Origin of the sequence: Massilia jejuensis (assembly GCF_042656795.1) — a bacterium.
GTDB lineage: Bacteria > Pseudomonadota > Gammaproteobacteria > Burkholderiales > Burkholderiaceae_D > Telluria > Telluria jejuensis.
This window is the reverse complement of record NZ_JBHSMS010000013.1, coordinates 65,439-86,845: the sequence shown is the minus strand read 5'-3', so window position 1 is coordinate 86,845 and position 21,407 is coordinate 65,439. Positions and strand designations below refer to the sequence as shown.

Sequence of the window (21,407 nt, the reverse complement as noted above, 5' to 3'; positions counted from 1 at the left end):
CGCTTCATCAGCGATGCAGGGCGGCCTTGCCCAGGTCCCAGATCGGCAGGAAGATACCGAGCGCCATCACCAGTACCATCACGCCGAGGAAGGTGATCAGGATCGGCTCGATCTGGCTCGACAGGGTTTTCAGTTCGTAGTCGACTTCGCGTTCGTACATCAGTGCGATTTCGTCCATCAGGTCGTCGAGCGAGCCGGTTTCCTCGCCCACGGCGATCATCTGCAGCACGATCGGGGTGAAGACGTTCGCCGCGGTCGAGGTGCGCAGGATGCTTTCGCCGCGCTCGACGCCGTCGCGCATCTGCTCGATGCGCGCCGCCAGGTAGGCATTGTCGGCGGTCTGGGCGACGACGGTGAGGGCCTGCACCACCGGCACGCCGCTGCGCATCGAGAGCGCGAAACTGCGCGCGAAGCGCGCCATCGTCGCTTTCAGCATGATCTTGCCGGCGATCGGGAAAGCCAGCTTGCGCTTGTCCCAGTTGTAGCGCCCGGCCGTGGTGCCGATCCAGGTGCGCAACCCGATGAAGGCGCCGGCGGCGATCCCGGCCAGCAGCGGCCAGTAGTCGACCGTGAAGCGCGAGGTCGCCATCAGGATGCGCGTCATCAAGGGCAGCGTCGCGTGGAAACTCTCGAACACCTTGGCGAATTGCGGAATGACGAACATGTTCACGATCACCATGGCCAGCGCCATCGCGATCATCACGAAACTCGGGTAGCGCAGCGCCGTCTTGACGCGGTCGCGCATGTCGCGGTCGAATTCGAGGTGGTCGAACAGGCGCAGGAAGACTTCTTCCAGGCGGCCCGTCATCTCGCCCACGCGCACCATCGACAGGTAGAAGTTCGAGAAGCATGCGGGATGGCGGCGCATCGCGGCGGACAATTCGCGGCCGGCGTCGAGCGACTCGCGCAAGTCCTTGATCACGCGCCCGAAGGCGGGACTGGTGGCCGACTCCTGCAGGCCGGACAGGCCGCGCATGATCGGCACGCCCGACTTCAGGAGCGTGTGCATCTGGCGCGAAAACAGCTGCACGTCCATCGAGCTGACGCTTTTTTCGCGCAGGCGGCGCCAGGCATCCCCCAGGTTGCCGCCGCCGGCGTGGCGCCGCGTCGGCAGGATCTCGACCGGCGTGACGCCGGTGCCGAACAACTGGTCGGCCACGGCGCCGGCGTCGAGTCCTTCCAGCACGCCCTGCATCAGTTCGCCGCGTGCGTTACGGCCCTTGTAGGCAAAGAATGGCATCGCTCGCTCAATCGTCCGTCTGGTTACTGATGCGCATCGCTTCGCCGATGGTCGTGCGTCCCTGCACGGCCAGCTGCACGCCGTGGCGGCGCAGCGTCTCGCCGCCCATTTCGGCGTGCGCCGCTTGCAGGAAGTGGGCGGGGTCGGGATGGTTGGCGGCGTCGGTGACGGCGCGCGTCATCTCGAGCAGTTCGTAGACGCCGGTACGGCCGCGGTAGCCCGTCCCGTTGCAGTGCGAGCAGCCCTTGCCGTGGAAGAACTTGGCCTGCTCCACGAAACTGCCGAGCTCGGCGCGCAGCCAGGTCTGTTCCGGCGGCGTCGGCGCGTAGCCGGTCGAACAGCTTTCGCAGATCACGCGCACCAGGCGCTGGGCCAGCACGGCCTGCAGCGAGCCGCCCACCATGTAGCGCGGCACGCCCATGTCCATCAGGCGCAGCGGCGTACTGGCCGCGTCGTTGGTGTGCAGGGTCGAAAGCACCAGGTGGCCGGTCATCGCGGCGCGCAGGCCGATCTGCGCCGTTTCCTGGTCGCGCATCTCGCCGACGAGCACGATGTCCGGGTCCTGGCGCAGGGCCGAACGCAGCACGCGCGCGAACGAGAGCTCGATCTTGTCGTTCACCTGCACCTGGTTGATGCCTTGCAGGCGGTACTCGACCGGGTCCTCGACCGTGATCAGCTTCTTTTCCACCGAGTTCAGTTCGGCCAGCGCGCTGTAGAGCGTGGTGGTCTTGCCGCTGCCGGTCGGGCCGGTCACCAGCACCAGACCGTTCGGGCGCTGGACGATCGCCCGGAAGCGCTCCAGCATCTTCCTCGGCATGCCGATCGACTCCAGGCGCAGCGTGTTGCCGGCCTGGTTCAGCAGCCGCATGACGACCGACTCGCCGAACTGGGTCGGCATGGTCGAGATACGCACGTCGATGCGCTGGTTCTTGACCTTCATGGCGAAGCGGCCATCCTGCGGCAGGCGCTTTTCCGAAATATCCAGGTCGGCCATCAGTTTCAGGCGCAAGGCCAGCGGCGTGGCGATCTTGATGTCGGCCTCGGTCTGCAGGTGCAGCACGCCGTCGATGCGAAAGCGGATCTGCAGGCGCCCTTCCTGCGGCTCGATGTGGATGTCCGAGGCGCGTACCTGGGCGGCGTCGTCGAAGACCGATTGCAGCAGCTTCACCACCGGCGCCTCTTCCAGGCCCGGGTTGGCGGTCATGGCGCCGAAGTCGATGAAGGCGTCGCCGATATCGGCCTCGACTTCGCGCGCGAAATCGGTGATCTCGCCGGTGCGGCGGTAGATGCGGTCGATCGTGTGCAGCACCTCGGTCTCGTTGACCACGGCCAGCTCGACGTTCTTCTTGAGCAGGCGCGCGATCTCGTCGTAGGCGAACAGGTCGGTCGGATCGGACACGCCCACCAGCAGCCCGTCGCGCCGTTCTTCCAGCACCAGCGCGCGGAAGCGGCGCGCGGCCGTTTCCGGCAGCAGGCGCACCAGCGCGTCGCTGATGTTGTAGAACTTCAGGTTGATGTAGGGGATGTTCAGCTGGCGCGCCAGCGCGCCCGAGATCTGTTCCTCGGTGACGAATCCGTTCTCGACGAATACCCGTCCGAGCTTGCGTCCGGTGCGCTTCTGGTCGCTCAACGCCTGGTTCAGCTGCTCCTCGGAGAGCAGCTTTTGCTGCACCAGGATCTCGCCGAGCCGGACTTTTTCTGGCCGTGCCATACCAACCCCTTGTCATGCCGTCAAAATGGGAGACCATTTTAAGGCAGAACAGGGAAATATTTACTGCTGGAATTTGTTTTGTGGTTGAAAGGCAGCGCCCGGCAGGGGGTGCGTGTAATATGAACAAGATGATCGATCCCCAGGGAAGGCGCACGACCGGGCCACCCTGCATCCCTCCGTTCCCCGTCAAGTGGAGATGTACATGCACGACCGACCCAGCGCGCGCCGCCGGATTTTCCTGATGCGCCACGGCAGCGTCACCTATTTCGATGCCGCCGGCCGCCCTGTCCTGCCCGAACAAGTCCCCCTGAACGATGCCGGCCGCCTGCAAGCCGACGCCGCCGGCCATGCCTTCGCCGCCGCCGGCGTCCGGTTCGACCGCGTCATCGTCTCCGGCCTGCCGCGCACGGTCGAAACGGCCGCCCGCGTGCTGGCCGTCACGGGCCAGCAGATCGCACCCGACACCTGGCCCGAGCTCCACGAAATCCGCGGCGGCCGCCTGTCCACGATTCCCGACGCCGAACTGAAACGCGCCTTCACCGGCGTGTTCGAAGGCCTGGTCGCGCCCGAGCAGCGTTTCCTGGGCGGCGAGTCGGTCGGCGAGATGATGGACCGCGTCCATCCGGCCCTGGCTCGCCTGCGCGCCGATCCGGGCTGGGACACCGTCCTGCTGGTCCTGCACGGCGGCGTCAACTGCGCGATCCTGTCGCTGGCGCTCACCGGGCAGCGCCTGTTCCTGGGCGGCCTGGCGCAGGAAGCGGGCTGCATCAACGCCATCGACGTGGGCCTGGACCCGCTCGACTGGGTGGTGCGTTTCGTGAACCATGTACCGCCCTGCCCGCTCCAGCCGGAGGCCCGCAGCACGACCATGGAACAGCTGTTCGCGCAGTACCGCCGTGCCGAATGATGCCGGAAAATAAAGTACGGTCGTTCGCTTCATCGGCTACAATCTTTTGACAACAACACGAGGAGGAGACGCCAGTGTATGAAGAGATGATGGGGACCAAGCCCGTGTCCGAGCGCCAGAAATTCGATGTCGACGCGCTCGCCGGCTGGCTGCGGGCCAATGTGCCGGACTTTCCGGACGGCCCGCTGGAAATCGAACAATTCAAGGGCGGGCAATCGAACCCGACCTTCAAGCTGCGCGTGGGAAGCGGGCACGCGGGTCACAAGCACTACGTGCTGCGCACGAAACCCGGCCCGGCGGCGAAACTGCTCCCCTCGGCCCATGCCATCGATCGGGAATTTCGCGTCATGAACGCGCTGCATGAGGCCGGTTTCCCGGCGCCGCGCCAGATCGCCCTCTGCACGGACGAGTCCGTCATCGGCCGCGCCTTCTTCCTGATGGACTTCGTCGAAGGCCGGGTGCTGTGGGAACAGTCGCTGCCCGGCATGACGCCCGCCGAGCGCGCCGCCATCTACGACGAACTCAATCGCGTCATTTCCCAGTTGCACACGATCGACTATGCGGCCATCGGGCTGGCCGACTACGGCAAGCCCGGCAATTATTTCGCGCGCCAGATCGAACGCTGGACCAGGCAGTACCAGGCCTCGGTAACGGAACCGATCGAAGCGATGGATCGCCTGATCGAATGGCTGCCGCAGCATATCCCGCCTGGCGAAGACACGGCGATCGTGCATGGGGACTTCAGGCTCGACAACATCATCTTCCACCCGACCGAGCCGCGCATCCTTGCCGTGCTCGACTGGGAATTGTCGACCCTCGGTCATCCGCTGGCCGATTTTTCCTACCATTGCATGAGCTGGCATATCGAGCCGGGCAAGTTCCGCGGCATCGGCGGGCTCGACCTGGCCGCGCTGGGCATTCCGGATCTCGACGCCTATATCGCGCGTTACTCGGAGCGCACCGGCAAGACCGTCAGGAAGGAAGACTTCAATTTCTACCTGGCCTACAACATGTTCCGGCTGGCCGGCATCATGCAAGGCATCATGAAACGTTATGTCGACGGCACCGCCTCGAGCGCGCAAGCGCTGGAAAACGGCAAGGCCGCCCGCCCGATGGCCGAGATGGCCTGGCAATTCGCGAACCGATAAGGAAAAAGACCATGGATTTCGACTATTCCGACCGCTGCAAGGAACTGCGCACCCGCCTGCTCGCCTTCATGGACGAGCACATCTACCCGAACGAGAAAGCCTACAAGCAGGAAGTCGACCGCAACGGCGCGGCCGGCAACCGCTGGGTGCCGACCGAGATCATCGAGCGCCTCAAACCGCTGGCGCGCGAGCAGGGCCTGTGGAACTTGTTCCTGCCGAAGTCGCCGCGCGCGCCCGAAGGCCTGTCGAACCTCGACTATGCACCCCTGTGCGAAATCATGGGCCGGGTCGGCTGGGCGCCGGAAGTGTTCAACTGCTCGGCGCCGGACACCGGCAACATGGAAACCTTCGAGCGCTACGCCCTGGAAGAACACAAGCGGCAGTGGCTCGAACCCCTGCTGCGCGGCGAGATCCGCTCGGCCTTCGCCATGACCGAACCGGACGTGGCTTCGTCGGACGCGACCAATATCGCGACGCGCATCGAGCGCGACGGTGACGAATACGTGATCAATGGCCACAAATGGTGGATTTCCGGCGCCGGCGACCCGCGCTGCGCGATCTACATCCTGATGGGCAAGACCGATCCGCATGCGGCGCGCCACCAGCAGCAGTCGATGATCCTGGTGCCGGCGGATACCCCGGGCATCACCGTCAAGCGCCCGCTCCCCGTGTTCGGCTACGACGACGCCCCGCACGGCCACTGTGAAATCCTGTTCGAGAACGTGCGCGTGCCGGCCACGAACATGCTGCTCGGCGAAGGGCGCGGTTTCGAGATCGCCCAGGGCCGCCTCGGACCGGGCCGCATCCACCATTGCATGCGCGCCATCGGCGTGGCCGAGCGCGCGCTGGAACTGATGTGCAAGCGGCTCGATGCGCGCGTGGCCTTCGGCAAGAAGGTGTCCGAGCAAGGCGTCTGGCGCGAGCGGATCGCCGAGTCGCGCATCCGCATCGACACCGCGCGCCTCCTCACCCTGAAGGCGGCCTGGATGATGGACACGGTCGGCAACAAGGTCGCCGCGGCCGAGATCGCCATGATCAAGGTGCTCGCGCCGAACGTGGCCCAGCAGGTGCTCGACTGGGCGATCCAGGCCCACGGCGCGGCCGGCGTCTCGGACGACTTCCCGCTCGCCTCGCAATGGGCCGGCAACCGCACCCTGCGCCTGGCCGACGGCCCGGATGAAGTGCACCGCAACGCCGTCGCCAAGGTCGAACTGGCCAAGTACGCTTGACCTGCCGCCGCCGGCCGGCGGCGGGCCGGGGCCGGGCGCCCTGCCCGGGGTGGTGGGCGCCGGCCGCGCAGGGCAACGGCGCTGGCGCTTACGCCAGCGCCGTGGAACGCTTCTTGAACATCGCCCTGCCGTCGATCGTGCACACCTGTTGCCCATGCTGGTTGGTAGCGATCCACGTTGTAAAGACGACGCCCCGGTCCGGCTTCGACGCCGACGGCCTGACCTCCTTCGTCACATGCCGCAGCGACAGCGTATCGCCCGCGCGCACCGGATGCAGCCAGCGCACGCCATCGAGCCCGGGCGAGCCCATGCTCGCCTCTTCGCAGCGCATGCCGTCAAGCACCATGCGCATCATCAGCGCGCAGGTGTGCCAGCCGCTGGCGATCACGCCGCCGTAGATCGACTGCGCCGCCGCTTCCGGGTCGACATGAAAAGGCTGCGGGTCGAATTGCCGGGCAAACGCGATGATTTCGTCCTCGGTCACGGTGCGCGACCCCAGCTCGGACTCCTGGCCCGGCACGAAGTCGTCGAAATACCATTGCCTGCTCATGCGGCGGCCTCCCCGGCAAAGCCTGGCTGGGCGATGAAGCGCGCCAGGTGGTGGTCGGCGTCGCCGAGCGTCAGTTCGATCGTCGCCAGGCGCTTGAAGTAATGGGCGGCCGGCAGTTCGTCGGTGACGCCCATGCCGCCATGCAGCTGCACCGCTTGCTGGCCGACGAAACGGGCAGCCTGGTTGATGCGGTACTTGGCGGCCGAGACCGAACGGCGGCGCTCGGCCACGTCGCTCGAGCCCAGTTTCACCGCCGCCAGCAGCGCCATCGAACGCGCCTGTTCCAGGTGGATATACATGTCGGCCATGCGGTGCTGCAGGGCCTGGAACTTGCCGATCGGCGCGCCGAATTGCTGGCGCGTCTTCAGGTAGTCCAGCGTCGCTTCGAAGAGGGCTTCCATCGCGCCCAGCGCTTCGGCGCACAGCAGGCCGGCGCCATAGTCGAGCGCGGCGTCGAGGATGGCGCCGCCGCCGCCTTCCGTACCCAGCAGGCTGGCGCGCGGCGCGTGCACGTTTTCGAAGCGCACGTCGGCGGCGCGCTGGCCGTCGAGGGTACGGTAATCGGTGAGCGTGATGCCCGCGGTGTCGGCTGGCAGCAGGAACAGCGAGATGCCCTCCTCCGCGCGCTGCTCGCCGCCGGTCCTGCACGAGACGATCAGCATGCCCGCCTGGGCGCCGTGGATGACGACCTTCTTCTCGCCATCGAGCATCCAGCCGCCGGCGCAGGGCGCGGCGCGGGTGGCGATGTCGAACATGTCGTGGCGCGACTGGCGTTCGCCCAGCGCGCAGGCCAGCTTCAGGGCGCCGCCGGCAACCTGCTCCAGCACCTCGCCGCGCCCGCCCGCCAGGCGCAGCAACTGCGCGCCGAGCATGGTGGCGAAATAAGGTTCGACCACGAGGCCGCGGCCGATTTCCTGCATCACGACGAACATGTCGACCGCGTTGCCGTCGAAGCCGCCGTGCTCCTCGGGCACCGGCAGCGCCGTCATGCCCAGTTCGGCCAGCGTGGCCCAGGCCGCGCTCGAGGTACCGCTGTCGGAATGGATGATCGCGCGCCGCGTCTCGAAACCGTAATCGCGGCCGATCCAGCGTTTCAGGGCATCGGCGAACTGGAGCTGCTCGGAAGTGAAGTTGAAGTCCATGCAGTTCTCCTTACAGCCCCAGGATCATCTGGGTGATGATGTTGCGTTGGATCTCGTTCGAGCCGCCGTAGATGGAGGTCTTGCGATAGTTGAAGTAGTGCGACAGCAGTGGCGCGGCGTCGTCGTCGCCGGCCGCGCTGTGTGCGCGTTCGCCGTCGAGGTAGGCCGGATCGAACGGCAGCGCCATCGGCCCGACCGCCTCGACCATCAGTTCGGACAGCTGCTGCTGGATGTCGGTGCCGCGCACTTTCAGCACCGACGCCTCCGGACCGGGCCCCTTGTCGGCGCGCGACAGCACGCGCAGCACCGTCATCTCGAGCGCCATCAGTTCGATTTCCAGGCTGGCCAGCCGGGCGGCGAACAGCGGGTCCGCGATGAGCGGCTTGCCATGCTTGCTTTCGCGCGCGGCCAGGGTTTTCAGGAAGGCCAGTTCGCGCTTGGAGCGGCCCACGGCGGCGATGCCGGTGCGCTCGTGGCCGAGCAGGTATTTGGCGTAGGTCCAGCCGCGGTTTTCCTGGCCCACCAGGTTCGCCACCGGCACCCGCACGTTGTCGAAGAAGACTTCGTTGACTTCATGGTCCTCGTCGAGCATGACGATCGGACGCACCGTGATGCCTGCCGTGCGCATGTCGATCAGCAGGAAGGAAATGCCTTCCTGCTTCCTCACGCCGGTATCGGTGCGCACCAGGCAGAAGATCATGTCGGCGTGCTGGGCCAGCGTGGTCCAGGTTTTCTGGCCGTTGACGATATAGTAGTCGCCCTCGCGCACGGCGCTGGTTTTCAGCGAGGCCAGGTCGGATCCGGCGCCCGGCTCCGAATAGCCCTGGCACCACCAGTGCTCGCAGGACAGGATGCGCGGCAGGTAATAGGCTTTTTGTTCGGGGCTGCCGAAGGCCATGATGACCGGGGCCACCATGTTGACGCCGAAAGGCAGGATCTGCGGGGTGCCGGCGCGCGCGCATTCCTCCTCGAAGACATGGCGCTGGACCGGGGTCCAGCCCGGACCGCCGAATTCGACCGGCCAGCCAGGCGCGACCCAGCCCTTTTCAGCGAGAATCCGGTGCCAGCGCACGCTGTCGTCCTTGCTCAGGCGCAGGTGGTGACGCACCTTGTGCTGCAGCTCGGCGGGCAAGGCCTCGGCCAGGAAGGTCCGCACTTCGTCGCGAAATGCCAGATCCTCATCCGTGTAATTCAGGTCCATTCGGTCTCCTCGTGATCGTCGCGCCAGGTGGAAAAGCACGATCGTTCAGAAGATTGTACCCGAAAAAAAGCGGCGCTTATCAAATGAAAAAGGGTGGCAAGTCCGCGTCGGACTTGCCACCCTCGCGGGTAAAGCGGCGCCGCGTTCAGTCGGCGCGCCCCGGCATGTAGGGCATGGTGCGCGAGGCCATGCGGGTATCCGTCTTGAGCATGCCGGCTTCGTCGGCCAGGATGTGGGCCGCCTCTTGCAGCAGCACGTCCTTCGCATCCTTGGCGGCCTTTTCGGCGGCGATTTCAGCCGACAGCGCGCGCTCGTCGCCCTGCAAGCCGTCGTCGCGCAGCGGCGTGCCGCGCGCCGCCACGACCGCCTTGGCCGGCCGGGTCGGCTCAGGCACCTTGCTGCGCGCTTCCTTGCCGCCCGGCGCCGCGACCGGTTCGTCGACGCCGCCCTTGGCTGCCGCCAGGCGCGCTTCGCGCATCCTGGCCCGCGCATCCTGGGTATCGCGCTCCTTGCGGCGCACGGCCTCGTTCAGCGAGATCGCGTTTTCCTTGCGCAGCTTCATGACTTCGGCCATATCCTCGCGCAGGTCCTGGAACTCCTTGTCCTTGGCGATGCGCGCCTCGTGGCGCTTCTGCAGGGGGGCGACGAGTTCCTTGAGGTCGCCGGCGGGCACATAGGTCGCCGGCTTGATCGACACCCACGGCAGTGCGTTGTCGAAGGACGATTCGCCGAAGTTCTCGATGTCCGAAGTGACCGGCAGCTTGATGTCGGGCGTGACCCCGCGCAGCTGGGTCGTGCCGCCGTTGATGCGGAAGAACTGGGCGATCGTCATCTTCAGTTCGCCGTAGCGCACCTTCTCGGACTGCGAGAAGCGGTCGAGGTCGATCAGGGTCTGGACCGTGCCCTTGCCGAAGCTCGGCTCGCCGATCACCAGGCCGCGTCCGTAATCCTGGATCGCGGCGGCGAAGATTTCCGAGGCCGAGGCCGAGCCGCGGTTGATCAGCACGCCCATCGGGCCATCCCAGGCCAGGCCGGCCGCGGTATCGCTCTCGACTTCGACGCGTCCTTCGGCCGTGCGCTGCTGCACCACCGGCCCCTTGTCGATGAACAGGCCGGTCAGCTCGACCGCCTCGATCAGCGAGCCGCCGCCGTTGTTGCGCAGGTCGATCAGGACATTGTCGACTTTTTCCTTCTTCAGTTCCCCCAGGATGCGGGCAACGTCGCGCGTGGCGCTCTTGAATTCCTTGTCGCCCTTGCGGCGCGCCTCGAAGTCCTGGTAGAAGGTCGGCAGCGAGATGATGCCGATGCGGCGGTTGACGCCGTTTTCCTTGACCTGGATGATCGACTTCTTGGCCGCCTGCTCCTCCATGCTGATCTTCTTGCGCACCATCGAGACGGTGACGTGCTTGGCGTCGACGCCGGCGTCGCCCGGAATCACGTCCAGGCGCACGGTCGAGCCCTTCTCGCCGCGCACCAGCTGCACCACGTCGTCGATGCGCCAGCCGAGCACGTCGGTGAACGGACCGGTGCCCTGGGCCACCCCCACGATGCGGTCGCCCACTTTCAGCTTGCCCGATTTGTCGGCCGGGCTGCCCGGCACGATTTCGCGGATGACGGTGTAGTCCTCGCGCGACTGCAGCACGGCGCCGATCCCTTCCAGCGACAGGCGCATGGCGATGTCGAAGTTGTCGGCCGAGCGCGGCCCGAGGTAGTTGGTGTGCGGCTCGATCGCGGTGGCGTACGCGTTCATGAACATCTGGAACACGTCTTCGTTGTTCAGCTTTTTCATGCGCGAGATGTAGTTCTCGTAGCGCTTGTCGAGCGTTTCGCGAATCGCCTTTTCTTCCTTGCCGGCGAGTTTCAGGCGCAGCCAGTCGTTCTTGACGCGCTTGCGCCACAGGTCGCGCACTTCGTCTTCGCTCTTCGCCCAGGGCGCTTTCTCGCGGTCGAGCTGCAAGGTTTCGTCGACCGTGAAGTCGAGCCTGGTCTTGAGCAGGCTGCGCGCATAGTTCATGCGGTCGGCGAAGCGCTGCTGGTACAGGTTGTAGATCGCGAACGGCTGGGTCAGGTCCTCGTTGTTGATCGCGTCGTCGAACTTGCTGCGCATGGGCGCGAAGCGCTCGACGTCGGCCTGGGTGAAGTACAGCTTTTCGCTGTCGAGCGTCTCGAAATAGTTATCGAAGATCTTTTCCGACATGGCATCGTCGAGCGGCATGGCCTTGTAGTGGTAGCGGCCCAGCACGCGCGAAGCCCAGAGCGCCGCTTGCGTCTGCGCGGCAACGGGCTTCATCTGGACCGACGCGACTTTTTCCGGCTGCGCGGTGACCGCATGCGTCGACATGGCGCAGGCAGCGGCAAGGGCAACGATCAACATCTGCTTCTTCATGAGTCGTTCTCCGAACGTGAACTGGGATAACCATACGCGGACGCCGGATACCTGCGGTATCGACAGCGTGCGAACCCATTCTACAGGAACGCGGGCGGGCGTCGAGCCGGCTTGTGCGGGGCGTAGCGACGGCATTAAGGCTGGCTTAAGCCGGCGTGGCCGGCGCGTGGTCAGCGCGTGGTCAGCTATTTACGAATTGAAACAGCAAGTCTTGCCACAGGGCTGCCGCGCCCGCCAGCGCCAGCAGCACCAGCCAGGGCCAGGAGCGCGCGGCCAGGCGCCAATCGACCGGCGAAGGCCAGAACGACAGGAATTGCGGCGCGAGCAGTGCCGCGATGGCAAGGTCGACCGGCGCGAAGCGCCAGCCGGGGCCGGTGCGCCAGGCGGCCACCGTCAGCGGCACCAGCAAAATCAGCAGCGGCGCCAGCGCGGCCGGGGCGGCGTTGTACCAGCGCAGATTGGAAAAGGTGACCGAACCGAGCTCCCAGGCCTTGCCTTTACGGCGCGGAAACAGGCTGATGCTGGTCGGCTCGGCGTTCGTCAGCAAGCCGACGCCGAAGTGCGCCAGCTCGTGGCACAGGGTGCCGGGCGCGGTGAGCACGAAAAAGGCGGGATGGGCGCCGGCCAGCATCCAGAACAGGACGGCGAAGGCAATCGACGGCAGCAGGTAAAGCAGGATGTCGGCCTGGCCGCACAGGAAACCCGGCAACAGGGCCGTGCACGCGGGTAGCAGGCTCACGCGGCCCCGCTGTCAGCTGTAGAAGCAGCGGCCGCAAGCCTGGCGATAGCTTTCGTTTCCGCCAATACTGACTTGCTCGCCTTCGCGGATGCGGCGCCCACCCGCGTCGACGCGGACGTTCATGGTCGCCTTCTTGCCGCAGGTGCAGATGTTCTTGATTTCCTCGATGTCGTCGGCCAGCGCCAGCAGATAGGCCGAACCGGGAAACGGATCGCCGCGGAAATCGCTGCGCAAGCCGTAGCAGATCACGGGCACGCCGCGCACTTGCGCCAGCTGGTGCAGCTGCTGCACCTGTTCCTTGGCGAGAAACTGCGCCTCGTCGACCAGCACACAGGCCACGGCCGGCGCCGCGGCCAGGAAATTGGTGCCGCCGTCGAAGGTGTCGACGTTGCGCTGCGGACCCAGGCGCGAGGTGATCAGGCCGACGCCGTAGCGGTTGTCGATCGCCGCCGTGTAGAGCTTGACCTGCTGGCCCTGCTCTTCGTAGTTATGTGCGACCTGCAGCAGCGCCGTCGATTTGCCGGCGTTCATCGCCGAATACCTGAAATAGAGTTTTGCCACTGACTTGCCCGTGCGCCTATTGAATTTGCGAAATTATAGCAAGCGCGGCAGGCGTGGCGCCAGCTCAGCCGCCGGCCGCGGCGCCGACGATCCCGGCAGGGTTGCCGGCCACGGTGGCGCCGGCCGGGACATCGCGCGTGACCACGCTGCCGGCGCCGACGATCGCGTTGTCACCGATCGTCACGCCCGGCAGGATGATGGCGCCGCCGCCGATCCAGACATTGCTGCCGATCTTCACCGGCACGCCCGACTCCAGGCCGCTGCGGCGCAGGGCGGGATCGCGCGGGTGGTCGGCCGTGTAGATCTGCACGGCCGGGCCGATCCGGGTGTCCGCGCCGATGGTGACCCGCACGACGTCGAGGATCACGCAGTTGTAGTTCACGAAGACATTCTTGCCGAGGTGGATGTTGCTGCCGTAATCGCAATAAAACGGCGGGCGCAGCAGTGCGCCCTCGCCCACCGCGCCCAGGCGCTCGCGCAGCAAGCTGTCCCAGACCTGCGCCGGCGCGCCCAGCGCCGCGTTGTAGCGTGCCAGCCAGGCGCCGCAAGCGGCCAGCTCGGCGCGGATTTGCGGGCAGTCGGCGTGGTAGAGCTCGCCGGCGAGCATTTTCTGCAGTTCGCTTTTCGCGCCATCGCTCATGGACCGCTCCTTTATTGTCCCGGCCGGTAGCTGCGCTCCAGATGCTTCTGGATGTCTTCCTTGTAGAAGAGCACGTCCTTGAACTCGCCGCGGCTATACATCTCGGCCTGGTCGGCAAAGTGTTTCGATGCCGGATTGCTGCTCTGGCCGCCGGCGAGGATGCTCTTGGCCTTGATCTTCGGGCCGAATTCGACGGCGGCGACGAAACTGTTGCCGCGGTCGCCATAGATGCGCTTGGTCTTCTGCTTGGCAACCATGCCGAACGAGGCCAGCGAACCCCAGTTTGCCGACGTAAAAGCGACCGGCCAGCTGGGCTGGGCGTCGTCGTATTCCTGGGCGATATCGCCGTTGATGCGCTGGAAGCGGTTGATCTCGCCCCAGGGCGTTTTCCAGGTGCCGAAGTCCTTGCCGAGCCTGGCGCTGGCGCGGGCCAGGGCATCGAGGCGTTCGTCCGCGTCGAGCCTGGTCGTGATGAAGTCGACCGTCGGCATGCGTACTGCCTTGGCGCGCGGCGCGTTGGCCGCCACCATTTCCTGGCCCCAGTAGACGGCCAGCGCGGTCGGCACCGAATCGGCCGCGAAGCGCAGGTTCCAGCCGCGCAGGCTCGCCACCTGCTCGGCCAGTGCCGTCTTGCGGGCGTCGCCGGCCGGCAAGGCGTCGAAATCCCTGGCCAGTTGCGGCACCAGGGGCTCGAAGGCGGTCAGGTAGCTGTCATAGGCGCCGGCGATCAGGCTGTCGAGGGTCAGCGCCCTGGCGTCCTGCAGCACCCGCGCGGCGTGCACGCCGCGCGCATTTTCCGGTAGCGACCACATGTAGTCCGGATAATCGGCGCGCCGGGGGCTGTTCGCGCCCGAGGCGCTGAAGGGCCAGTTGTTGGTGTTCGAAATATAGCCGCTGGCCGGGTTGAACAGCGTGATGGTGTCCTTGATCGCGTGCAGGCCCTGCCATTCGGTGGCCGGATCGCTGCCGTCGACCGGCCTGGACCAATCGAACTTCGGGTCGCGCCTGGGAATGAAATTGCCGTGGAAGTAGGCGATATTTCCGTCGGCATCGGCGTACACCGTGTTGTTCGACGAATTCGTGCGCAGCTCCATCGCCTTGTAGAAGGCCGCGTAGGATGTTGCCTTGGTGCGCGCATAGGACTGGGTCAGCGCCTTGACCGGCTCGTCCATCATCCTGACTGCCACCCATTTGCCGTTCTCGCCGCGCACGATCGGGCCATGGTGGCTGAAGTAGGTCGTCACCGTGCGGCTGCCCATGCCGCCGTCCGGCTTCCTGAACGGCAGCGTCACCGGCACCGCGCGCAGCGCCCGTTCCTTGCCGCCGTATCGGTAGAAGAACTTGCCCTTGCGCTCGACCACGGTTTCCAGGTATTCGTCGATGACGTCGCCGCCGCCCGAGGTATGCATCCAGCCGGCCCTGTCGTTGAAGCCCTGGTAGATGAAGAACTGGCCCCAGGTCACGGCGCCGTAGGCGTTCAGGCCTTCCTCGCTGACCATGTGGATTTCGGGCCGGAAGTAGAACGAGGTATGCGGATTGATCAGCAGCAGCGCATGGCCGGAAGCAGAGAGCTTCGGCGCGATCGCGAAGCCGTTCGAGCCGCGCGGCTCGGCATCGTGGAGGTTGCGCTGATCGGCCAGGGTCGGCGCGGGCGCCTTGCCGTAGAAGGCTTCGAGCTGCTTCAGGTCGATCTCTTCGATGTCGCCGCCGATACTGCCTTCGCTGAACGAGAGCGCCATCCAGGGCTCGAAGCGGGTCAGCAGCTTCGGCTTCACCTCGGGGTGCGTGTGCAGGTAGAAATTCAGGCCGTCGGCCCAGGCATTCATCAGCGTCTTCAGCCAGGCCGGACTGGCCGCGTACTTGGCCCGCATGGCGTCGGGCCGGATGTAGAGCTTCATGCGCAGGTCGCGCCAGACTTCCTGTTCGCCCTCGACTTCGGCCAGGCGCCCCATCGCGTTGATGAAGTTGAGCTCGACACGGTTGAAATCGTCCTCGGCCTGCGCGTACAGCGCGCCGAACACGGCATCCGCATCGGTCTTGCCGAACACGTGCGGGATGCCCCATCGATCGCGCATGATCGTGACCCTGTCCGCTTGTTTTTGCCAGCGCGCCAGTTCCGCCGCGCTCGGCGCGGCGCGGACGGGCACGGCCGCCGCGGCGATGGACGCCGGCTGTCCGGCATACGCGGACACGGCGCTGGCGGCGGCCAGCGCGCCGGCAAGCGTCAATACGGCAGGGCGGAACAGGCTCATGCAGGTTTCTCCGGTGATGGTGGCGCTGGAAGTCAGGCCTTGTGGGCGAGCTTTTGCTTCAGGATTTCGTTCTCGGTGAGCAAGGTCGCCATGCGGTCCTTCAGCGCAGCGATCTCGGCTTTCAGGGCGGCCTTCTCATCGATCGGCTCGCCGTCCGGGCCGAGCTTCTTCGGCTTGTTCGCCGCCTTTTGCTCGCGCACCTGGCGCGCGGCCTGCTGGAGTTCCTTGCGGCCGCCGGCGACGGCGGCGATCTGCACCGATTCCGGCAACTGCGCCACGTTGGCGGCGGCGTTGATGGAGATCGTGCCCGAGCGCACCGCTTCGACCAGCTGCGGCGTGGCCGCCTTCTGGATGCGTTCGATCTGGCTGATGGTATTGCTCGACACGCGCGCCGCCTTGGCGACATCCTCGCGCGTGTTCCATGGCGGTGGCGGGCGCGGGTCCATGTCGTCCGGGTCCGGCGCCGGCGGCGCCTCGGCCATCTGCTGGGCCAAGCGCGCGCTGACGATGTCCTTTTTCTTCAGCGCCAGCAAGCCGCGCTGGAAATCGGACACGCTGCGGCGCGCCAGGTGGTTGTCGATCATCCACAGCATGACGTCTTCGATGGTGGCGAAGTTGTTGTTGTGGACGGTACGGAAAGGGATGCCGTGGCGGCGGCAAATCTCGTACCGGTTGTGGCCGTCGATCAGGACGTCGCGCCAGAGCACGAGGGCGTCGCGGCAGCCCTCGGCCAGCAGGCTGCGTTCGAGGGCGTCGCGTTCGATGTCGGTCAGCGGATCGACGAAGGCGCGCAGCTGGTCGTGGATGATGATGTTGGTGGTCAATTCAGGTCCTTGTGCTTCTGCTTCCTGGAAAGGCGCTTGTGCGGGGCTCTTCGGCGCCGGGAGCATGCTACACCATTCGTCCGCTGGACCATAGGGAGGCAACCCCGCTTGCCCCTGCATACTTGCAATTTTGACCTGAGCGGGAATGCCTGTGCTAGAATCCCGCCGCTGCCCGGATGGTGAAACTGGTAGACACCCGGGACTTAAAATCCCGTGCTCGCAAGGGCGTGCCGGTTCGATTCCGGCTCCGGGCACCAACTGATTATCGCGCAGCCTTGCATTGCGTCTCATATCGGCCTTGCTTACCTCGTAGGCGAAGAGACGTGGACGGCTCGGTCCGACTCCGTTGAGTGCGGATCAGATCAAGCGCTCGGCGGTATCTTCGGCGGGTATAAGTGGCGGCTCGATACGACGTATACCGCCACAACCCGCGAGCTGGCCATGCCCCTGACTGACACGTTCGTCAGAACCGTCAAGCCGACTGGGACGAAAGGAAAGAAATACACCGACGGGAATGGCATGTACCTCCTTGTCAAACAGTCCGGCAACTTTCGGCGGTTGAACGGCAATCCCCCCACAGAAAGAGCGCGTTTAGAAGTAGAATTTTCTACTCGCCATCCTCAAGCAGGCCGACGCTGGCAGCCCGGCACCGGAGCTGTGCCGCGAGCACGGCATCAGCAACGCCACATTCTACAAATGGCGCCAAGTTCGGCGGCATGGATGCCTGGCCGGTGCACGCATGTAGAAGCTGGAGCAAGAAAACCGGCGCCTCAAGAAGATGTATGCCGAGGGGAGCGGCTCAAGGCCGAGATCGTCGCGGAGGCACTCACAAAAATCTATGGCCACCCTCTTTGTTGCAACACTGACTTCGGATGCTGTAGTCGGCTTGCTTCAATCTATCCGGCGTCCTATTCGAGACTTGCTCCGCGCCACGATGAGAGCCGCGCCTGTCGGTCCTGAAAAGTGGTTCGGCTTTGCAAAGCCGGTTTTTTGTTCAGGGTCTTCGTCAGGCCGGTGTGCCATTCACGGGACCTTGCCGCTCAACCTCCACTTTTAGCTCGCTCTAGAAATGGGGGGATTTACCCTTGCTCAACGCTGTCGTCAGGAACACGTGGGATCCACGACGGAACCGGCAGTGGACCCGAGGCTGCCCGCCGGGACGATCGTCTCGGAAGGCGGGACCTTCACCCCTGAGAGATCAAGGAACGGGAAAACCATTTGGTAGGAAAGAGGGGTGCAGTTGCCTGCGCTATCCATCGACTTGCAAACTCTCGCACGCACGAAGCGGATGCAGTTATCGGCATGCGGGTCCGTCATGCAGTTCAGCTGACTGCGCGCGGGACATGCAGGACGGGCACTCACGTGCTTCAGATCCCAGTTGGTGTTCGAGACCGACAGGTAATCGATGGTAACATTTTCGGCGGTGACGGGATCCCCAAACACCAGGGGACCGTGTGAATGACGAAAGACCGCGGCTGCTTGAACCTTCCGCAGCGCGGTATCGCTGAAGTCAGCGTTTGCCGCAGCGGCAGCTGCACGCCGAGTGACTTCTTGCAGCGTGTTCAACAGGAACTCCCAGCGTGCCAGTTCGAGTGTGCCGAATACAACCGTAAAAAAAATGATCGCGACCAGCGAGAATTCAACGGCCGCGATTCCTGCCTGACTTTTTCGTACTTTGAATGCGACGCGCTTCATGTCATTTCCCTAAGTAGCGTACCGGCGCAACGACTGACATATACCATGCGTCGACTTCGCGGCCGGTGAGCGGATTAATATAAGGTACGTTGATCGCTACGTCTAAACGAAACAATGTATTGGTTTCGACTTTGAATATCTGCGACGTACATGCATTCATCTGCGTAGTGTTTCCCACCCGGTACATGCATGAAACGTATGGAGTCACGGAGACGCCGTCCGGGACGATGCCGGCCAGCTCCTTCTCAACAATCTTCTTCGCCACAGTGAGGGCAGCAAAGTTGCCGTCCGGCCCCGTAGTGGTCATTTCCAGTCTTGGCGCTGTCGCAAGGTAGATCGCAGCGTCGTGCGTGGCTTTCTGCACGGCCGTATATTGGCGGAAATAAAAAGCCAGGAGGATTGACGGCAACCCAAAAAACAGCACCAGGATAGGAAGCACGATCGCCGCCTCGACTGCGATCGATCCGCGTCCATACTGCTGCCCAGTTATCTTGCGTGCTCGTCTCATTTGTAAAGCCTCACATGACCGCCTAGAGCACTCTCGGTGTTCATCCCGGCGAACTCAGCATAAAGGGCGGAGGAAGTGGCGGGGACGGTCATAAAGAACTTCGCAATCCCAAGCACGCTCGCTGTCGTGCTAATTGCTGTGGAAGCCGAGCACTGCAAAAGCGGCACTTGAAGCACTCGGGTGTTGCGGTAAACCTTGTACTTTGCCGACCCGCCGCCTGACTGATATGGGGTTGCGCTGGGGTAAGAACTTGGCTCAGGCGCTGGCGTGTAGAGCAGACCCCAATCTGTAACCGTAGCGCTAAATGTGGAATAGCCGGCTGCAGGTTCCACGCCTTTGTTAGCAGTGTAGGATGAATACTTGACAGCTTTTGCATACGACCACAAGGGCCCATAAGCGGTCTTGGCCGGGGCGGGTCCCTTTTCCGCTACCGTCAGCAGCGGGTCTGCCGGGTCCGTTAATGGGTTGGCAGAGAGACCGTCGGGCGTATCTTTCATCCACTTTGTGTTGGCAAGATCAAAGCTTGTGACGTTCTGATCCGCCGGTGCCGTAGACGCCCGACATGGGAGGGTGTACTTACCGAACCGGGAGTTAAGGTACTCGTAGAGCGAGTCGATTGGGAAACCCCGCTCGACCGTGACCTCACCACCCTGCAATGTGGACATTGCCATCGTTCCCGTGCAGATAAATGGCGCGACAATGTCCAGCCTATTCTTCATTGTCGTTCCAACCGTGCCTGGAGGGGCGACTGGATTAACAAGGAAATTTTCAGGAGAGCGACCTATAGGGTTCAGGTTCATCAGGTTGTAGCTGACTCCTCGCCTGAAGCCGTACTCCACGAGTTCCCCTGATGGGAGAGCGGCTGCACCCGTATTGGCGTTCGCGCAGATTGCGAGCGGCAATACGTTGATCGAGTCCCGGCCAGCCACCGCAGTGGCCGTCACATTCGACTCCGCCAGGGCCGATGATAGGATAGGCATGAGGAAGTTCACGACTCTCCCATGCTTGGGATCGAAGGCCGATGTGTCGACCCGAGCAAAAAAAATCTTCGAGGGGCTGGCTTTTGCCGTGGTCGCGTCCACCCAGCTGCCCGGACCACCATCGGCGCTCGTACCAAAAGTAAGCGCGCCGCGGGACCAGGAAACACTATCGGTGTTATACGCGAAGGTGGAATATTCCGCAGTTTGCTCAGCCTCGATCACCGCCCTGTCGATACCCGCCGAGGTACCATCCAAGCTAGAGGCCGCCGCCAGAGCGGCGGCATCGGCGGCTTTTTGCAGTTCCGCTTTCCGATTGTAGCTGCGGCTGAGGTCAAGAGCCATCCCGAACATACTGATCATGATGATGATGACAAACGGGGTCATGATGGCAATGGCCCCGTATTCCGATCCTTTCCGCCGCATTCTCTCACGTTGCCGGGTGGAAAATCGTGTCTGCATTACTGTTTCGATGGGCACGGACCGTCCCTCCTTATGACCCAGACATGTATCGCGGCAACTTGCAGATAAGAATCATAGAGGTTTGCACAGTGGATACGTTGAGGATGCGCAACATGGCTGTACCGGGGCTAATCAGGGTGGGTTTACCCTAGCTTGTGAATATTGATCACTCTCAATCCGGAGCAAATCTCGCGTTGCCTACAAGACATAACTGCTCCAGAGTCGACGTGGTGCCCTATCAGGGAACCAGCGACTGACCGGCGATGAGAATTTATGCGGATTATTGACGAGAAGAGCAGGCGATTTGCCGCAAACAGCTTATTTCCAACATTCTTCTACGCCGCACTCGGACTGGTGCTCGCCCAAGTTGGAGCGGCGCAGAAGCATGGCTCCTGGCGCCTTCACGTTTTTCTCGGCCTTCCAGGAATCACCTTATCGGGACTCGCGTTATTTCGAGCGCGACTGCACTGGTCCGCGACCAGGGCTGGCATGCCATCGCTTCGCCCCCGTGCCCTGGAATGGTACTTGCTGCTACTCGCGACCGGTGCTTTCATTGGCGTCCTGGCTTCTGCAGGTTCCGTACTGCTTGTTGCGATGGTCGCGGCACTAACGTATCTTCTACCTTGGACGAAGATCCCGGTGTGCCGTGCTCGGTTTGTGGCGTCGTCGGTGACTACCCTTGCTGGCGCCGTCGCATGGATCGTTATCTACGGTAGACCGATACATTCCCTGTACTTCATGCTGGCCGCGTGGGTGCTGTATGTCACCGCGATGTTCATGCACATTCTGGTACTGGCGTCACTTGATCGTGGGTACCGCATCTGCGAGCCTCGCCTCACCGATAAATCCGACATGGATGTGCACGTGCCGCTCCCGATTCATTGAGCAAGCTCCACCGCAGCTTTGCGGGGGGTGCATGTACCCCTGTGTGGGCGGCCGGGGTTCGCGTGGCTGACTCCGCCGGGCGCCCGTTGCGGCAAGGAGTGCGGGCAGAACTCATCGCGGCGCCCCCCGCTGTTCGACTCAAGCTCCCAATTTCCGCCCAATCTGCCGGCCATACCACCATGACGGCCACGGCCGGGCCCAGCATCGTTGCGTCGATCCGACGCTCGATGAACACCACCGGGTCGGTGCGCGAAAGCAGCAGGGCGCGGCGCAGGTATTCTTCCATCATCGGGCCGGTCATGAAGCCCAACAGCATCGGCGCCAGTGCCGCACCCAGTGTGGCGCAGATG

General features: G+C 64.2%; 18 protein-coding genes, 1 tRNA gene and 1 pseudogene. 6 read left to right on the top strand and 14 right to left on the bottom strand.

All coding sequences use genetic code 11. The annotated features are described in order from the left end of the window. Positions 1 to 7: 7 nt before the first annotated feature. Together ACFPOU_RS03545 and ACFPOU_RS03540 are read right to left on the bottom strand one after the other, a co-directional pair. A complete protein-coding gene (locus ACFPOU_RS03545) occupies positions 8 to 1,240 on the bottom strand; it encodes a type II secretion system F family protein (protein ID WP_379717271.1) in 1,233 nt (410 codons plus the stop codon). A gap of 7 nt (positions 1,241 to 1,247) precedes the next feature. Next, entirely contained in the window at positions 1,248 to 2,951 is a 1,704-nt protein-coding gene (locus tag ACFPOU_RS03540) for a GspE/PulE family protein (protein ID WP_379717269.1), read from the bottom strand. 202 nt (positions 2,952 to 3,153) lie between these two features. Here ACFPOU_RS03540 and ACFPOU_RS03535 point away from each other — a divergent pair, with 202 nt between their 5' ends. From ACFPOU_RS03535 to ACFPOU_RS03525, 3 genes are all read left to right on the top strand, one after another. Continuing rightward, positions 3,154 to 3,858 (top strand): histidine phosphatase family protein, encoded by a 705-nt coding sequence (locus ACFPOU_RS03535; RefSeq protein WP_379717267.1) that lies wholly within the window; start codon positions 3,154 to 3,156, stop codon positions 3,856 to 3,858. Positions 3,859 to 3,947: 89 nt separating this feature from the next. After that, positions 3,948 to 5,006, top strand: coding sequence for a phosphotransferase (locus ACFPOU_RS03530; protein ID WP_379717549.1), 1,059 nt, complete (start codon positions 3,948 to 3,950; stop codon positions 5,004 to 5,006). A gap of 11 nt (positions 5,007 to 5,017) precedes the next feature. Then, positions 5,018 to 6,235, top strand: a complete 1,218-nt coding sequence (locus ACFPOU_RS03525; RefSeq protein ID WP_379717265.1) for an acyl-CoA dehydrogenase family protein — start codon at positions 5,018 to 5,020, stop codon at positions 6,233 to 6,235. 88 nt (positions 6,236 to 6,323) lie between these two features. Here the strand turns inward: ACFPOU_RS03525 and ACFPOU_RS03520 are convergent, their stop codons facing one another. The 9 genes from ACFPOU_RS03520 to ACFPOU_RS03480 all read right to left on the bottom strand — a co-directional run bounded on the left by ACFPOU_RS03520 (position 6,324) and on the right by ACFPOU_RS03480 (position 16,530). Continuing rightward, on the bottom strand, positions 6,324 to 6,785 hold the full coding sequence (locus tag ACFPOU_RS03520; protein WP_379717263.1) for a MaoC family dehydratase: 462 nt from the start codon (positions 6,783 to 6,785) through the stop codon (positions 6,324 to 6,326). Next, entirely contained in the window at positions 6,782 to 7,927 is a 1,146-nt protein-coding gene (locus ACFPOU_RS03515) for an acyl-CoA dehydrogenase family protein (protein ID WP_379717261.1), read from the bottom strand. Before ACFPOU_RS03515 ends, ACFPOU_RS03520 begins: the two co-directional genes overlap by 4 nt. A gap of 10 nt (positions 7,928 to 7,937) precedes the next feature. Next, the gene (locus ACFPOU_RS03510) at positions 7,938 to 9,128 is read right to left on the bottom strand and encodes an acyl-CoA dehydrogenase family protein (RefSeq protein WP_379717259.1); all 1,191 of its coding nucleotides are present in this window, start codon (positions 9,126 to 9,128) and stop codon (positions 7,938 to 7,940) included. Between the two features lie 145 nt (positions 9,129 to 9,273). Then, on the bottom strand, positions 9,274 to 11,514 hold the full coding sequence (locus ACFPOU_RS03505) for a carboxy terminal-processing peptidase (RefSeq protein WP_379717257.1): 2,241 nt from the start codon (positions 11,512 to 11,514) through the stop codon (positions 9,274 to 9,276). A gap of 181 nt (positions 11,515 to 11,695) precedes the next feature. Then, positions 11,696 to 12,253: a hypothetical protein gene (locus ACFPOU_RS03500; protein ID WP_379717255.1), complete on the bottom strand. Its 558-nt coding sequence runs from the start codon at positions 12,251 to 12,253 to the stop codon at positions 11,696 to 11,698. Positions 12,254 to 12,265: 12 nt separating this feature from the next. Continuing rightward, positions 12,266 to 12,814: a thymidine kinase gene (locus tag ACFPOU_RS03495; RefSeq protein WP_379717253.1), complete on the bottom strand. Its 549-nt coding sequence runs from the start codon at positions 12,812 to 12,814 to the stop codon at positions 12,266 to 12,268. A gap of 64 nt (positions 12,815 to 12,878) precedes the next feature. Beyond that, the gene (locus tag ACFPOU_RS03490) at positions 12,879 to 13,454 is read right to left on the bottom strand and encodes a sugar O-acetyltransferase (RefSeq protein WP_379717251.1); all 576 of its coding nucleotides are present in this window, start codon (positions 13,452 to 13,454) and stop codon (positions 12,879 to 12,881) included. A gap of 11 nt (positions 13,455 to 13,465) precedes the next feature. After that, positions 13,466 to 15,706, bottom strand: a complete 2,241-nt coding sequence (locus ACFPOU_RS03485) for a penicillin acylase family protein (protein WP_379717249.1) — start codon at positions 15,704 to 15,706, stop codon at positions 13,466 to 13,468. A gap of 32 nt (positions 15,707 to 15,738) precedes the next feature. Beyond that, a complete protein-coding gene (locus ACFPOU_RS03480; protein WP_379717247.1) occupies positions 15,739 to 16,530 on the bottom strand; it encodes a hypothetical protein in 792 nt (263 codons plus the stop codon). A gap of 170 nt (positions 16,531 to 16,700) precedes the next feature. Between ACFPOU_RS03480 and ACFPOU_RS03475 the strand changes: the two genes are divergently transcribed. Both ACFPOU_RS03475 and ACFPOU_RS03470 read left to right on the top strand, forming a co-directional pair. Continuing rightward, positions 16,701 to 16,787, top strand: a tRNA-Leu gene (locus ACFPOU_RS03475). 359 nt (positions 16,788 to 17,146) lie between these two features. Then, positions 17,147 to 17,364 (top strand): annotated as a pseudogene (locus tag ACFPOU_RS03470) (transposase); the annotation flags it as partial. Between the two features lie 267 nt (positions 17,365 to 17,631). On the opposite strand, the gene ACFPOU_RS03465 reads toward ACFPOU_RS03470, so the two are convergent. The 3 genes from ACFPOU_RS03465 to ACFPOU_RS03455 are packed head-to-tail and all read right to left on the bottom strand — an operon-like array spanning position 17,632 to position 20,190. Next, positions 17,632 to 18,225, bottom strand: coding sequence for a TadE family protein (locus ACFPOU_RS03465; RefSeq protein ID WP_379717245.1), 594 nt, complete (start codon positions 18,223 to 18,225; stop codon positions 17,632 to 17,634). 1 nt (position 18,226) lies between these two features. Next, positions 18,227 to 18,733 (bottom strand): TadE/TadG family type IV pilus assembly protein, encoded by a 507-nt coding sequence (locus ACFPOU_RS03460; protein WP_379717243.1) that lies wholly within the window; start codon positions 18,731 to 18,733, stop codon positions 18,227 to 18,229. After that, positions 18,730 to 20,190 (bottom strand): pilus assembly protein TadG-related protein, encoded by a 1,461-nt coding sequence (locus ACFPOU_RS03455; RefSeq protein ID WP_379717241.1) that lies wholly within the window; start codon positions 20,188 to 20,190, stop codon positions 18,730 to 18,732. The genes ACFPOU_RS03460 and ACFPOU_RS03455 overlap by 4 nt, the downstream gene beginning before the upstream one ends. A 255-nt stretch (positions 20,191 to 20,445) precedes the next feature. On the opposite strand from ACFPOU_RS03455, the gene ACFPOU_RS03450 reads away from it, so the two are divergent. After that, the gene (locus ACFPOU_RS03450; RefSeq protein WP_379717239.1) at positions 20,446 to 21,057 is read left to right on the top strand and encodes a hypothetical protein; all 612 of its coding nucleotides are present in this window, start codon (positions 20,446 to 20,448) and stop codon (positions 21,055 to 21,057) included. Positions 21,058 to 21,407 lie beyond the last annotated feature (350 nt).